Raw genomic sequence first — 14,685 nt, forward strand, 5'->3', positions numbered from 1 at the left:
CGCCGGGAGGCCGGCGGCGAGCGGTTTGTATTTGTGAGCTTTGCCGGCGAGGATTTTTGTATGCTCACCCACCGTCACGGGGCTGGCCGGCTCGCTTAAAGGTGTCGTCCGCTGCGCGGGAAACCTCGATGCCCGCCACACCCGGGAAGAAGCGTCAGAAGTATAAGTAGCGTGGAGCAAGAATGAGGCAGAGCGAGCTATTGGGAAGAGTGGCCAACGGGGCGGTCCTGCGCATTGCTCGCGATCCCTGGGGCAGGCTCTTGCCAAGCGTCGTGCTGGTGGAACCTGGCGCGCAAGGCAACGACGAAATCGTTCACCGCTGGCAGATCCGCAAGATGATGGATTCGGGCTTGCTGCAGTACGACGGCAGTACGGCCGAGGACTCCAGCATGTACGTCCCAACCTCTGCCGGGCTTGCGATTGGCAATGCGTGGAACCGCGCGAAGGCGAGAGCCATGGCGGCCGGGGCATCTGCCGCCGGCCCGGCGCAGGGCTCGGACTAGATCAGTCCTGGCTCGCCACGCAGTTCCTGCCCGCGGCCTTGGCCTGGTAAAGGGCCTTGTCGGCCGCGGCCAGCACATCGTCCAGCGTGCCCCCGGCGCCAGGCATCGTGGCGCAACCCAGACTTACCGTGCAGCGGATGTCCACGCCATTGAAGCGGAACGCGTGCTGCTCCACCGCTTGCCGGATGCGCTGTGCCGTCGCCCTGGCGCCATCCGCATCGGTCGAAGGCAGCAGCAGGGCAAACTCCTCCCCGCCCAGCCGGGCAATGATATCGACGGCGCGCAGCACGCCCTGGCAGCAGGCCACCAGTTCCTTGAGGACATGGTCGCCCGCCGCGTGGCCGAGGTTGTCGTTGATGGCCTTGAAATGGTCGGCGTCCAGCATGACGACCGACAAGGGCTGCCGCAGGCGCCGGGCACGCACCACTTCTGCCTCGCCGACGTCGAAGAAATGCCCGCGGTTGGCGGCCCCCGTCAGGTGGTCCCTGGTGAGCAGCTCCTTGACCTTGTCGATGCTGAGCTTGCGTTCCGTGACATCGCGCAGCACGACCGAGTAGCCGGAAACCTCGCCGTCGATCTCCTCCAGCGCCGCCACCAGCAACTGGCCCCAGTAACGCCGGCCGTCACGGGTGACGCACCATAGCTCTTCCACATGCCAGCCGCTTTCGCGCGTGAGCCGGAGCTGCTCGTCGACCCGCGCGGGGAAGTCGCTGTCCGGATGGCAGAACAGGCGCAGCGTGGCGCCGTCCACGTCCTGCGTTTCGAAGCCGGTCTGGCGCTGGCCGGACTGGTTCCAGCTGTCGATCCGACCGGAGGCGTCCAGGGAGAAGTACGCGAAATCATTCACCGCCGAATAGACCGCGGCGAGCCAGGATTCGGTCTGCTTGAGGCTGCGCTCCTGCGCCACCACCTTCGAGATGTCCGTGAGCACTACCATCGTGCAGTCCTGGGCGACGCGCAGCATGGAGCAGGACAGGACATTGGGCTCCTGCTGTTTGCGCGCGGGCAGGAAGATGCGATGGTTCTCGCAGATATAGCCGCGCTCATGCGCGAACGTGGCCGCCATGTTCCTTAGCTCAGGAGCCAGATCCTCGAATACGGCAAAGAGATTGTCCAGGCTGCCCGTGCGCGAGATGGGCATCAACACCTGGGCTGCCTTGGGGTTTGCCATCTCCACGTTGCCGGCTGCGTCGATGCGCAGGATGCCTGCCGGAGACATATAGAGGAAGGTCAGCAATTCCTCGTTCTCGGCCGCGAGAGCGGCCAGGTCGCCCTGGCTCTCCCCGGGATATGCCGTTGCCATGGCGCGCCTATCGCTGGATCAGCACATAGCGCCGGTCGCGGCCGGGACTCTTGAGCAAGCGGAGCTTGACCGGCGTGGGGCGCATGCGCAGGGTGAGGACATAGTCGATGGTTGCGTCCAGCGAATCGGCATCCTCGAAGCGCTGGGCCACCATGAAATTGTTCATGCAGATGGCCACCTCGGCAAAGAAATGCCGGCCGAGCACCCGTTCCGGGGACAATCCCGCGAGCCGCGATTCGGTGGCGTTGTAACGCTCAACGATGCCCGTCGACGCAAAGCCGATGGTGCCGAAGGGCAGTGCGTCGGCGTCCTGCGCCGAGAGGCTATCCAGCTGCTCCAGCGAAATCTCCGAAAAACTCATCCTCATCCTCATTTTCCAATCTGGGGGTAACAATGCCTGCGGCCAGCACCGCGCCTACCTGTGCTCGGCAGACCTGAGGAAGCTCGCCGAGATCTCCCGCGTGAGCAGGCTGATGGCTTCCATCTCCCCATCGGACAGCCCGCCCGTGCAGGCCGCCGAGCCCCAGTCTCCGCAGATCATGGCGACGCAGCGATTCTTGATCATCACGGGCGCCAGCAGGATGGAGCGGGCATCGGGCATCTGTTCCCGATACCAGCGGGGCACGCGGTGCGCCACCTCTTTGTCAAAGGAGTCTTCGAACAGCAGCGGCTTGTTGCCGATGGCGGCGAAGTGAAAGATATCTGGGACGAAGCCCTCTTCGAAGGATAGCGCTTCCATCTTCTCGCGCATGCCCTCGCCAAATCCAACCCGTGCGCCAAAACGCTTCGCCATGGGGTTGAGCAGCATGAGGAAGCAATGCGAGAAGTTCAGCGCCCGCATGGCCGATTCGAGCACCAGCGGCGCCAGCTCGGAGACCGGCAGCTCGCCGCCCTCGCGCTGTACTTCCTGCAGGCTTTGCTGAAGGCGCTTGAGGGCATCCTTCGGCTTACCGGCATTCAGGGCGGGGGTGGCCTTGGCCGCTTCGGGTGACTCCGCATTGGTCATGGAGACGTTCAGTGCCAGGGCCTGCCGGACTGCGCCTTCTACCGCGCACGCCTGCAGGCCCAGTGCCTCGGCGTGATCCAGCAGCAAGGCCTGGACCTCTTCCTGCGGCGCGTCCCTCGCCACCAGCGTGGCGGCCCGGGAGGAGATGTTGGCAATCGCGCCCAACCAGTCGGCGTGGGATTCCAGCACCGAATCCGAGTCGAAGCGCTGGCAGCGCATCGACGTCGCGATCAGGCTGGGCAGCCTCCATTTGATCGCCGCCGCTGCCGCGATGTCTTCGAGGGTGACGCCCAGCACTTGCTGGCACGCTTCGCTTTCCTTCTCGGAATCGCCCTTGCACAGGGCCTGGATCTGTTCCCACTCCTCGGCAAAGTAGAAGACCAGAAGCAGGCGGCTCATGTGGTGCATCAACGTGCAGACCACGGCTTCTTCCGCCTGCCTGATGCCTTGGGCGTTGCTGAGCGCGCGCGTGAACTCGCCGGCGATCAGGGCCTGCTTCAGTTCAGTGGTGGCCTGCGGCCGGTTGATGGCTACCCCGGAGAAATAGTCCAGCAACTGGACCCCGAGCGTGAGGTGGCTGATCGCTTCAACCCCCAGGACCAGGATGGCGCGCGACACCGTCGTGACTTCGCCCCCGAACGAGCGATACATGGCGGAGTTGGCCAGGCGAATGACCTTTTGCGACAAGCTGAAATCGCAGAGCACGCCCGCAGCCATCTCGCCGACGCTGGTGTCGCTGTTGAGCGTCTTGAAAACGTTGTCGATGCAGAACTGCAGCGTGGGGAAATCCCCTTGCTGCGCCATGCGGCTCCATAGTGTCTCGAAGAGCGTATTGCTTTCATTGTTTGACATGGCGGCGCCTACTTCGAGAACACTTGGGCATTGCCAAGCTGCAGCGTGCCGGCTTGCGCCAGGTCCACGAACCGGGCCGGGCTCATTGCCTTTGCATAGCGCCAGCCCTGCACCAGCTCACAGCCTTGCTCGGCCAGCAACTGGCTTTGCTCGTCCGACTCCACGCCTTCGGCGATGGCTACCAGCCCGAGTTCCCGCGCGAGCGACAACACGGCAAACACGATGGTCCGCGCATGCGGGGAGTCCATCATGTCGGCCACAAAGCTCTGGTCGATCTTCAGTGCCGAGAGCGGGAAGCGGCGCAGGTACGACAAGCTGGAATACCCCGTGCCGAAGTCGTCGACCGCGAACCGCACGCCCAATGCGCGCAACTCCGTCAGCAAGTCTTGCGCCGCCTCGGGGTCGGTCATCAACGCGCCTTCCGTGATCTCCAGGACCAGCCGGTGCGAGCTGACGCCGGAATCTTTGATGGCCCGCCTGACGCTGTCCGCGAAGCCGGGGTGCCTGAACTGGACCGGAGAGACATTGACCGATATGTATCCCACGTCCAGCCCGAGCGCGTCCCAGCTGGCCAGCTGCGCACAGGCGCAGCGCAGCGCCCACGCCCCGAGATGGTTGATGAGGCCGTTATGCTCCGCAACCGGGATAAACACGCCCGGCGGGATGGACCCCGTCGGGTGTTGCCACCGCATCAGCGCCTCGACCGCGCAGACCTTGCCGGAGCCGGGCCACACGATCGGCTGGTAGTGAAGCAGGAACTCGCCGTTCTGGACGGCCTCGAACATGTTCTGTTCGATCCGGAACTGCTCGTCCAGCCGATGCTCCAGCTCCGGCGTGTAGACACAGTATCGATTCTTGCCCTGCGCCTTGGCGTCATACATGGCCAGGTCCGCACGCTTGAGCAATTGCGACTCGGACTGATGGGCCAGCGCGCCGAAGGTGAGCCCCAGGCTGGTGGTGACGCGGATCTGGCAACCGGCCAGGTGAAAAGGCTGCCTGCAGACATGGATCACCTTCTCCACGATGCCGATGGCGGCCGCTTCCGAGGCGATGCCGTCGAGCAGCAGCACGAACTCATCGCCGCCCAGCCGCGCGACCATGTCCGTCGGGCGAACCGCCCCGAGCAGCCGCACGCTGACTTGCTTGAGCAAGGCATCGCCAAATTCATGGCCGAGCGAGTCGTTGACCTTCTTGAACCCGTCGAGGTCCATCAGGGCAAGCGCAAATGGCGCCTTTCCCGTGCCATCTTCGGCAAAGTACCCGGCAATGCGTTCGCGCACCATGGCGCGGTTGCCTACGCCGGTGAGCGGGTCGCGAAAGGACGCCTCGATGAGCCGCTCTTCGTTGTCGACCCAGTCGGTCACGTCGTAGCCAAACAGCAGCAAGCTCGGGTTGCCGTCCTCGTCGGCATGGCGGCACACGCGCAGGTCCAGCCAGCGGCTTTCGCCGACGCCGCCTGAGAAGCGGATGCGGCCGGTCTTGCAAGGCGCTTCCTGCTCGCAGGCACGCAGCAGCCCGGCGAGCTGCTCGCGCTGCTCGAACGAGACGACATCCAGGATCGAGGATTTAAGAAGGTATTCCCGGGGATAGGCAAGCAACTGCGCCGAGGCTTCGGTTGCCAGGATGATGTTGCCCGCGACATCGATCTGCAGGGCGAGCGCGCCCGAAGCCTCGAGCAATGCCCAGGCATCCCGCGCCGATACCCCGGCGGATAGCAGTGGGTTCCGGTCGGAGGATGGCCACTCAGGGGGCTCGTCCGCTAGAACTGCGTCATACGTAAACGACGTCATGGAACTCTGGTTGAAACTCGGGCCGAATTGAGCGTCTGGTAATCGAGTGCCGCCAGCGTAGCCGTGCCAGGCTGGCTCGCGCATTAAAGTGATTTTAGGTGCATGTTAACCATGCTGCGCATGCCAGTTTAACGCTTAACCGCAACATCCGATCACCCGAATGCGTTGCCTGGCAAGAGTTTGTGGCGCCGTTGCACAGTGGGATCCGATACATCGATGGCCCAAGCGTGGCCGCCCCGAATTGGCCGGGCACGCGCCGCCCCGCGAACGTCCGCGGACGACTGCCTTTAGAATGCAGCACAAACCAATCGGAGACCGTGCATGCTGTGGAAATCACCCCCCTCCCTGAAAGACCTCCAGGCTCGCCACAAGGACACCGCTGTCGAGCAACTGGGCATCGAGTTCACCGAGATCAGCGAGGCTTCGCTCAGTGCACGCATGCCGGTGGACCGCCGCACGGTGCAGCCGCATGGCATCCTGCACGGCGGCGCTTCGGTGCTGCTGGCGGAGACGCTGGGCAGCTGCGCCGCCAGCCTGTGCCTGGATAGCGAGACCCAGTATTGTGTCGGGCTCGACATCAATGCCAACCATGTGCGCGCGGCGCGCACGGGCTTTGTCACCGGCACCGCCACGCCGGTGCATATCGGCCGCACCACCCATGTGTGGGCCATCGAGATCCGCAACGAAGAAGGCAAGATGGTGTGCGTCTCCCGGATCACCATGTCCATTCTTTCGCGCTGATCGCCCCGGCCTTCGGCAAGCGTGCGGGCGCCGTGTGCGCCCCGTGCAGAGTTTTTCATTTCCGGCTACACTGCGCCCCGCACTGTAAGCGCGGCGCCAAAGCACGGTGTCACGGCAGCGGCGGGGTGGCAGAGTGGTTATGCGACGGTCTGCAAAGCCGTAAACGACGGTTCGATTCCGTTCCCCCGCCTCCAATTCCCACTCGCATTGGTCCTTGTAATTCAATGGGTTAGCCATGTTCTGGCCGAACTCGATGGGCCTTCCCGAGCTGCTCGAAAGGGCTCGTGCCACCTCGAAACGGTGACATTGCCACCTTAAAATCGGCTCGTTGGCCGTTCGGCGAACCTGGTCGCTATACGTCTTCTTCAATAACTTGATGAGGACAACCATGTCAATTCACATTCGCCAGCGCAACGGGGGCCCGACCTCGGAACTGCGCATCAAGCACAAGCTGCTGCCGAAACCGCTCTACTTTACGTTTGCCTCTGAAAACGAAGCACGTCGCTATGGGGGGGCTGTTGAGGCCACATTAAAGCGTGGCATCGTCCCCGAGGGCCTGGTCTCTCACCGCAAGCCCGCAATTTCGGATGTTGCAGGAGCCATCGACGAGTACAACCGCGCCTGCGCGGTTATGCCGGATTCTGCAGCCCTGCTCAGGACGATTAAAAAAGATGTGGGTGCGACGAAACTCGAAAAGGTGGATTACGCGTGGGCAGAATCGTGGGTCCGAGCGCAGAAGCTTGAGTTTGTGCGCACACCTGGCACGATTCGTCATCATGTGGGGGCTTTGCGACGCTGCCTCAGCTGGCTGGTGAAGACGCATCCCGACGCACTCGCCGCCAATCCGTTGCGGCTCCTGGAGCGTGGCTACTCCACCTATAACTCATTCGAGCGCAGGGAGTTGGCGCTGCGAGGCATCGACCCGCGAGTAGATTGCGAACGGAACCGCCGGCTGTGTCCGGATGAGGAGCAGCGCATTGTCGAGGTCCTGCGCGTAGCCATCGCGGGAGCTCGGACCGACGAGGAGCGTGCCCGGTACGAAGGGATGCAACTGATGTTCCTGCTTGCGCTGGAAACGGCAATGCGCATGCGCGAACTCTACACGCTCCACTGGGCTCAGATTGACATGCCCCGCCGCACGATATTTTTGACCAAGACGAAGAACGGCGAGTCGCGCGAGGTCCCTTTGAGCACCGTCGCCTGCCAGTTGCTTAGCCAATCCTGGCCCGCACTTGCGCACGCCAAGCAGGACGGCCGCTTACTGCCATTTTGGCAAGGCGTGGGCGACGAGGAGGAGCTGGGGAGGGTGACACGCCGCGTCTCGAACTATTTTTCGGACATCTTTGATGTTGCGGGCTGTCCGGACTTTGTGTTTCACGACACGCGGCATGAGGCGACCTGCAGAATTGTGCTTCGTACATCGCTTTCGTCGGTTGAAATCAGCCGCATCACCGGTCACACCGACCCGCGCATGCTGCGACGCTATATGAGCCTGCGAGGCTCGGAGTTGGCCGAAAAACTCTGGTAAAGAATCCCGGGGCGAAACAAGGACACTCGGGAAACAACCAGGCTGCTTCCCTTGGTGACAGCCAGGAGCCGTCACCAAGGGAAGCCCCAACTTCGAAGCCCTCTTCTAGAAGTGAGGTTCCAGAAGCAGGCGTTCGCAAATTGCCAAATTTGTGCTCTAAAAGTCTCGTAAGCGAGAAAATCATGGGGCACTGCGGGATTTTCCACGTCAGGAAACAAGCACGGCACTGAAAAACTGGAGGCGTTTTCAACCAGCCACATCAAGGAGAAATCCCATGGCAAAGAAACAGCCGGTTGACCGCGGCGTCTTCAACGCGGCAAACAACCAGTATCACGGTGTGGAATCCGTCAAAGAGTTTGGCGCTTTGGCCCATGCGAATAAGTTTGCCCGCATCCTGCTGCGCGAGGGCAAAGTGTCGACGGAGGAAGAGGCGCTTTCCATCGCGAACTTCGAGGTCCATCGCCTCCGCTGGACCATCGAGGGCTTCCAAGGTAACCGCATGGCTCGCGACGAGTTGCGCCTCGAACGTAAGGTGCGCGAAGCCCAGTTCGGCCATCTGCGCCCGAACACGAACTCGAAATAACAAACTACCAGCAAAAACTGTGATGAGCTGGAGTAGCTCCCATTTTGAGTTGCTCCAGCTTGCCGAAAAGTCGTGTCAAGTTACGACGCGTAGTAGCGTTAATGATAGATGCCGGCAAGAAGGTGAACTTGGCCGTCCCGGCGTCGTAATCCCTACGGTTTGTAGGCGTGAGTTTGCCGGCTGCTGCGCGGCCGGTCACCTACGAGGCTATATGAAAACTACCATGCATAGAGAGGAACGCGAACTTCTCTACCGCCATCTGCCGGACATCCTGAGTATAGAGCAAAGCACACTGCCGGCTCTTCTGAAACAACACCAGGAAGAAGCTGGAAAGATGGCCCACGTCTTTGCGTTAGTCTCCGACCAGATGGAGAACCACAAATGGTCAGATGCCGTGTTGGCCAAGGTACCGCTGGATTCTTGGAGGCGTGGGCCCGGTAATACGGAACACATCAATCCGAGTCGGACAGCGTCCATGCGATATCTATCGCGTGAGGCGGAACCGGCGGATAACGCGTTCGAACTTGTGAAGGCCCGTCGAACGCTCCTCGAGGGCTTGCTCGGCGCAATGCCGGGCCCGTTGCGGATGCAGTACAGGCCAATGATGGAATGGCGTGATGCCGAACATTTCGGCTCAGTTGATATTGCGAGATACCCGCTGAGTTCGGACAGCGCCTTCGGCTACAACTTTGTTTTTCTCGAGAACTTGCTTTCCCAGCAGATTCTCATCTATGACCAAAATTGGCGGCAAGAAGAGCGCATCCCTATCGATGAAGCTACGCCCTGTGCCGTGACACACGCCTCCTCTCAGATGGCATTGGACCACTTGGGCTCAATCATCCAGGGTTGGGTGGTCGAACAAGACCCGTTGCAGACGGTCGTACCGGAAAGCATGTTGGCACGTGTCAGCGCCAACCTTTCAGTGAACCGGGCGCTGTTAGAACGAGCTGCCATGGATGGCCTAGGCGCGGACGCTGCGGAGATGAGCGCACCGTTCCTAACCGAGCTCAATCGTCAAGGAGTCACGACGGTGCCAGAAGGCATAGTGGGGTGCAACCCCGACGAAGTCCAGCATCGCGTGCGGGAGCAGCTCAAGTCCTGGTTTGCCCACGGTGGCTCGTTGATTAGCTCCGACGGCTTCTTTCAGAGGCACATGACAAACTCGGACATTGAAGCGGTTGTCCAATGGAGTCTAGAGCTCCAGGAGCTCTACATGTCCTCTAGAGGCGCCCAAGGTGGAGCGGCATATGCAAAGAAATCACACGGGAATCCGGGTAACTTCTTCATCTTTGCCTTGGCCATGACGGCATCGTTTTACTGCAAAGCCCGCGCTCCGTACGAACTCACAGGCAAAAACAACTCGACATACGCGGTGTTTCCGCCTCGGGGTAAGGCAGTGGATGAGCCTCCCACCCACGCGTCACAGATGCTCATGCAAAGCTATGGTCAGATATTCTTCGCCAATTCTGAGTGGAACCTTCACGCTGAGAGGGTAAGCGCCTATGCAGAAACGACGCGCATCAAGCGCGCCCATGTGCAACAGCTATTGAGCTTCGCTGTGAAGCACCGTTCGTCCAGAGAACTCCTGGCGGTGCACACCAGGCTGCAGTACTACCATGAACAAGCTCTGAAGGATGCACAGGCTCAGAGCGAGTATGGCGATAGATTCTGACTCTGGATGATGTAGGAGGGCGGGACCGCCCTCGCTTTCAATAGCTAATCGCTTTCTCACCTGGGACGAGTCGACAATCGAAATGCGCGGACTCGAGTTGCTGGACCGTGCGTTGACGCTTTGGAGCAGAGGCTAAGCTTGGTGCAGCTAGATTGAACATGTCGCCGGGCCATCGGGGGAAATCAATCTCGATGACTTTTGATGAGTCCGCGGCTCAGGTTACAGAAGCCTGATTGCTGACGAGGGAATACGGTGGCCTCCTGGCGAGCCATGGTGAGCATCTCCCTGTCTGGCAAAGGTTGAATGGCGCCTGAGCGAGACCTGTTGTGCGGCCGACCCAACCCCTCCCTGGGGATGAAGAAAAGGGCGCCGGCGGCTGAATGTCTTCGGCGCTCATCTGGATTAGACGAAGCCTAAAGGGCCGGAACGGTATTCCGAGGCCGCCCCGGCCGTCTAACTTGGCTAGGGGGGGCAACGGGCAGACGGCATATCAGCCCATCTCCCTGGGACGGCCCGTGCCTGGCGCTCTTGCGCTCTAGCGATTCGCGCGTACAGCGCTCTGCCACATGTGCGATGAGTTGCGCTGTCACAAAAACCCAACCGCGACCGAATTTGGTCGCGGGGAGTTCGCCTCGTTCAGCCAGTTCTTCGACAGTGGCTTTGCTACAAAAAAGCAGCTGAGCGCACGCCTGGGCGTCCATGGTTGCGGGAAGCAATGCTAAGGCGGGATTGGGCGCTGACTTTTCAGTGTAGTGTGCTGGGTGCATTCACCTGATAGCGAACACGCCCAAAATTGCCTTTAAACAATGGAAGAGCACAACGCTACTCACATTTTCCAAATTCATTGGCCGCTGCTGAGCTAACTGTTAATCAGTATTCCTTGCGGCAGCCCACAGCCTCACCGCGTCCCGTCTTCCGACTCCAGCTCTGCCATCGCCTGGGCAACGCCCGAATGCAAGGTCCGTAGCCCATCGTCCACCTCGAGGTGTGCATATGCTTTCATCACCGAGGCCAGGGTGTCGTGCAACAATTGTGCCACCGTCAAGTAGTCCTTAGGATGCCGCTTGAGATGGTCCGTTGCAATCACATGTCGAAACGCTTGGGGTCCAAAGGCATCGCACAGGGGGAAATAGCGTTCCGTAACAACCTTGATGCGCTTTGTCATGGAATCGGCGTTCCACATTCCGGTCGGCACCAATCCCAATTTCTCGTATCCAGCGCCCCGATTTGGGCCATGCACTCCGGGCAGGAACAGGTAGTCGTTTTCGGCGTCGAGCAGGTAAGGGCGAGCCTCCGACAGGTAGCGGTTTAGCCATGGCGTGACCGATGACTCGAGTGCGACATCGTAGGGCTCGCAAGCGGCTCCCTTCTCATTCTTAAAGGCATCCGGCTCGAAGTGCATGCGCCAATGTCCGTCGGGCGTTCGGCGCAGATTGGACTCGGGGCCGCGAAAGCGCATCGCGGCATACTGACCGATGCGCAGTGGATTGCTCACCAGCATTTTTAATTGCAGCACATCGCGTATCCACGCGACGTAGTCACGGTGGTGCGCGTGTGGGGGCGGGTCCCCTTCCAGCAGGCGGATGCCTCTGACCAGCGCCTTCAGGGGAAATGGGTCCGCCAGCAGTGCTTTGATGCGTGCGTCTGGCTTGCGCACACGGCGCACTTTTCCGTGGGAGGTAAGTGACTCATCAACTGCAATCAGCTCCCGATACGCGCATTCGCAATGATGCTGCCATTGGCGACGTTTCTGAACCGGGGAGCTGGCGGCGATGGTTTTCGCAAACGAAACGCCCGCTTCCGCTAGGTCATCCGCGAATTCGGGCCGACACCACAAAAAACCGGTCTTTCTGCGCAAATGGGAGCGCACCGAAGCGAGAAAGGTCACCACGCCGTTGTGTGTGATATTGCCCGCAGCGAGTCGCAGGTGCTGTACGTAAGACTTGACCTGAGGTGTGACGGCGAGCCATGCCAACGTGTCAACAAACTTGCTGTCAATCGCTCGCTTGCCCGGCGATGAGTCGGTGAGGTAACTCAGATAGCTACTGAAGAAACCCCAATGTACGCCGGCGGTGGCACAAACCAGTCCATCGCAGAGCATGCTCCAAAGAATTCGGCTCCCAGTCTTGTCCACTGACTTCAGCCTCCAGGTGTTCCGCGGCGTCGCGCCGTCGCGGGTGAGGTCCGCCTTGAAGCGGATGAGTTCCAGCCACTGCTCTTCGAGGCGCGCGGTGGGTGGAAACATGCGCCCGCGGGGCAATATTGCCGGCTGCTTTGGTCGGAGAGAGTGTGTCTGGGCCCTGCTTTGGTCGCGCTCGTAACGCAAGCGCCGGCGCAGTGGCAGTCGGCGGAGGAGCGTATCAGGCGGCAAACGAAGTGTCCGTTCCAGCGAGGCAAGCTGTTCGAAGCTGCCCGCACTGGGTGTGTGCGCCCGTGTTATCCAGTCTTCGAGAACTTTGCTCCGGATTCCGCTATCGCGCGCGACATCGGCAAGTGACAGACCGCTGTACTTGATTGCGTACGTCAGCGCGTCATGAAAAGGTGCGGGAAGTAAATCGACAATGGTAAGCGCATCGTAGAGACGACGAAGCAGGAGAATATGTTCCTGACGGTCCTTTTGTGTGCGCGGAGCCAAGGTTGTGGCAAGTTGGTCTTGGTAAAAGCGAAAGCTCTGCTGAAACTCGTGCGAGAACTCCGCGCCTAAGTTACTGTCACGGTTGAGGCCGAAGACTCGTTGCCAACTGTGGAGGGCAGACACAATGTTGGCGATGCGCTGAGGTGACCAATCTTGCGCAGCAAGTTCCTCGCGGATTTCGTTCTGGAATTCCGCGTAGGTGAGATGGCAGCCGTTTGGGGTGCCCCGCGCGGTCGGTGCTGGGGTTACATTTGGGTTCATGGGGAGGCTCCACGCGGCCATAACGGCTCCGTTAGCTTGGAGTTAACGGCGAGCTGTCTGCTAACCCAAATGACACGGGCCGGCGCGCGGAAATCTTTCATTCGGATTTGGTTGATGAAGTACGGTACGACTGCCGTTATGCTCGGTAGGTCGTTTCCGATGCAAGACGCCGAGTTTGTCAGCGGAGCCGGCGTCCTCTTCATATAGCGACCGATGAAATGACATCGGCGTTATTAAATAGATTTCGTCGGCGGGGGGACGAGCATGACACCTCATGTAACCTCACCGAATACCACAAGACTGCATCGTGGTTCCCAGGTGGGTCAGCCTGTTGCTTTACGGTTCGCCTCGGTAAATCGCTTCTGATTGTCGCGCGATGAAGCTGCGTTGGTCTCGGTGCCAAGGCGCGCTAATGTGCCTGAGTTTGGTTCTACCTGGCCACAAAAGGAACCAAAGTCGATGAAATGGATTGCCCGGTGGGTGCGAGAGGGCCTGCGAAGAGGCTTTTTGGTGCAAGTCTCCGGCGCTACTTTGAACGCAAAGAAAACTGTGGGCTGTGGTAGTCGATGTCGGAGGGCTAAACTGTGTTGTCACAGTCTTTATGACGTCAAGCTCTGTGCATTCGAGCAGCGCATACCTCGCCCCCCATACTCGCGGAACTGCTCGGCCTAACGTCCGCCACCGTGGCGTTACGAACAAGCCAGCGGCTCTAGCTATGGCCATCTCACGCCCAGTTTCATGACCCCGAATTGCTGGGGCGGACAACCACGGGATAGTCGAATAGTCGCCCAAGGGGGGAACACAATTGATAGCTCGTGTGGCAGCGCCCAACGGCTACTCTATTTCTGCATCAGTTACCTGGCATTTATTCATGCCCTTCACAGGGCACTTGCTGTCGCCTGCCCGCCAGAAGTAGTCGATGATGGGGCGTTATCAGCGATGCTTTGCAGGTCTCGGTCGCGGGGTTGGCCCTCAATGCGAGGTGTCCACGTCCGTTAGGGACTCCGGGGCGGGCTAGATGTGTCTATCTTGAGAATCTTTCCCGCGGGAGAGTTACTCGGCCGAGTCTTTCTCGCTTGCGGGTGTATGTATCCCCGCGGCAAGGATGTCCGCAACGTCTACACCCAGGGCCTCCGCGAGCAACACGAGGTTGTCCAACGAAACATTAGTCACTAGGCGCTCAACCTGGCTTATGTAAGTACGATGCAAACCAGCACGGTCGCCGAGGTCCTCTTGCGACATGCCAATTTGTTTTCGAAGGCGCTTTAAATTGTCGGAAAGCCGCTTGCGAGCAGCCTGTTGTGCTGAAGTTAAGTCCGCCATATTGGCGGGAGGATGACCTATCGCAGCGCCTGAATCTACAGACTATATATCTACATAGTTTACATCTACAGAGTTTACATCTACACTGAGGCCATCGTTTGGAGTTCATGCTTGCCGCTCGGCACTGGTTCGGTGTCGTTGGTGGCGGCGTTTAAATTTGGGTCCAATAGGGCGGCTTCGACTGCTGTCAACGGAATGAATCGTGAAGGGTGCACTTGTAAGTTACGTCCCGGCTACGACGCGAGCTGCGCTCGCCCGGTTCGGGGTGTCGTTGGATGCGAAGATTGTCGGAAATGCCGAGCACATCAAAATTTCGCCACACGAGCTACCTGGCGAGGTTGAGTGGAGGGTAGACCTGCTGCATTGGTACATCGAGAAAGTAGTTGTGGACCTAATATGGCTCCCCGCGGAGGAACGAGTTGCATATCTTCCCCGGGTTAGGCAAGTGCTCATTCTCGAGTGTCAGTTGCACCCGCAAGAAGCCGATT

Annotated in this window: 11 protein-coding genes and 1 tRNA gene; 6 read left to right on the forward strand and 6 right to left on the reverse strand. The window is 60.1% G+C overall.

The features are described 5' to 3' along the window. The first annotated feature begins 182 nt into the window (after positions 1–182). Positions 183–503 carry a hypothetical protein gene (locus AC1DQR_RS04585; protein ID WP_416050312.1) on the forward strand — a complete coding sequence of 107 codons (321 nt, stop codon included), beginning with the start codon at positions 183–185 and terminating at the stop codon, positions 501–503. 1 nt (position 504) lies between these two features. Here the strand turns inward: AC1DQR_RS04585 and AC1DQR_RS04590 are convergent, their stop codons facing one another. The 4 genes from AC1DQR_RS04590 to AC1DQR_RS04605 are packed head-to-tail and all read right to left on the reverse strand — an operon-like array spanning position 505 to position 5,454. Further along, positions 505–1,806, reverse strand: coding sequence for a sensor domain-containing diguanylate cyclase (locus AC1DQR_RS04590; protein WP_416050313.1), 1,302 nt, complete (start codon positions 1,804–1,806; stop codon positions 505–507). Between the two features lie 7 nt (positions 1,807–1,813). After that, complete coding sequence (locus tag AC1DQR_RS04595) at positions 1,814–2,173, reverse strand: phosphonate transporter (RefSeq protein ID WP_416050314.1); 360 nt, start codon at positions 2,171–2,173, stop codon at positions 1,814–1,816. A 48-nt stretch (positions 2,174–2,221) separates the two neighbouring features. Continuing rightward, entirely contained in the window at positions 2,222–3,664 is a 1,443-nt protein-coding gene (locus AC1DQR_RS04600) for an HDOD domain-containing protein (protein WP_416050315.1), read from the reverse strand. Between the two features lie 8 nt (positions 3,665–3,672). Beyond that, a complete protein-coding gene (locus AC1DQR_RS04605; protein WP_477132596.1) occupies positions 3,673–5,454 on the reverse strand; it encodes a putative bifunctional diguanylate cyclase/phosphodiesterase in 1,782 nt (593 codons plus the stop codon). A gap of 321 nt (positions 5,455–5,775) precedes the next feature. Between AC1DQR_RS04605 and AC1DQR_RS04610 the strand changes: the two genes are divergently transcribed. The 5 genes from AC1DQR_RS04610 (at position 5,776) to AC1DQR_RS04630 (ending at position 9,978) form a co-directional block, all read left to right on the forward strand. Beyond that, complete coding sequence (locus AC1DQR_RS04610; RefSeq protein WP_174428053.1) at positions 5,776–6,195, forward strand: hotdog fold thioesterase; 420 nt, start codon at positions 5,776–5,778, stop codon at positions 6,193–6,195. 119 nt (positions 6,196–6,314) lie between these two features. Continuing rightward, positions 6,315–6,389, forward strand: a tRNA-Cys gene (locus AC1DQR_RS04615). Between the two features lie 194 nt (positions 6,390–6,583). Next, entirely contained in the window at positions 6,584–7,723 is a 1,140-nt protein-coding gene (locus AC1DQR_RS04620; RefSeq protein WP_477132597.1) for a site-specific integrase, read from the forward strand. 274 nt (positions 7,724–7,997) lie between these two features. After that, positions 7,998–8,306 carry a hypothetical protein gene (locus AC1DQR_RS04625; protein WP_477132598.1) on the forward strand — a complete coding sequence of 103 codons (309 nt, stop codon included), beginning with the start codon at positions 7,998–8,000 and terminating at the stop codon, positions 8,304–8,306. A 211-nt stretch (positions 8,307–8,517) separates the two neighbouring features. Further along, positions 8,518–9,978: a hypothetical protein gene (locus AC1DQR_RS04630; protein ID WP_477132599.1), complete on the forward strand. Its 1,461-nt coding sequence runs from the start codon at positions 8,518–8,520 to the stop codon at positions 9,976–9,978. An 898-nt stretch (positions 9,979–10,876) separates the two neighbouring features. Here AC1DQR_RS04630 and AC1DQR_RS04635 read toward each other — a convergent pair. Both AC1DQR_RS04635 and AC1DQR_RS04640 read right to left on the reverse strand, forming a co-directional pair. Further along, entirely contained in the window at positions 10,877–12,874 is a 1,998-nt protein-coding gene (locus tag AC1DQR_RS04635; protein ID WP_477132600.1) for a hypothetical protein, read from the reverse strand. A gap of 1,053 nt (positions 12,875–13,927) precedes the next feature. Further along, positions 13,928–14,197: a helix-turn-helix domain-containing protein gene (locus AC1DQR_RS04640; RefSeq protein ID WP_477132601.1), complete on the reverse strand. Its 270-nt coding sequence runs from the start codon at positions 14,195–14,197 to the stop codon at positions 13,928–13,930. Positions 14,198–14,685 lie beyond the last annotated feature (488 nt).

The sequence above is a fragment of the Cupriavidus sp. 05L411 genome (assembly GCF_056398045.1).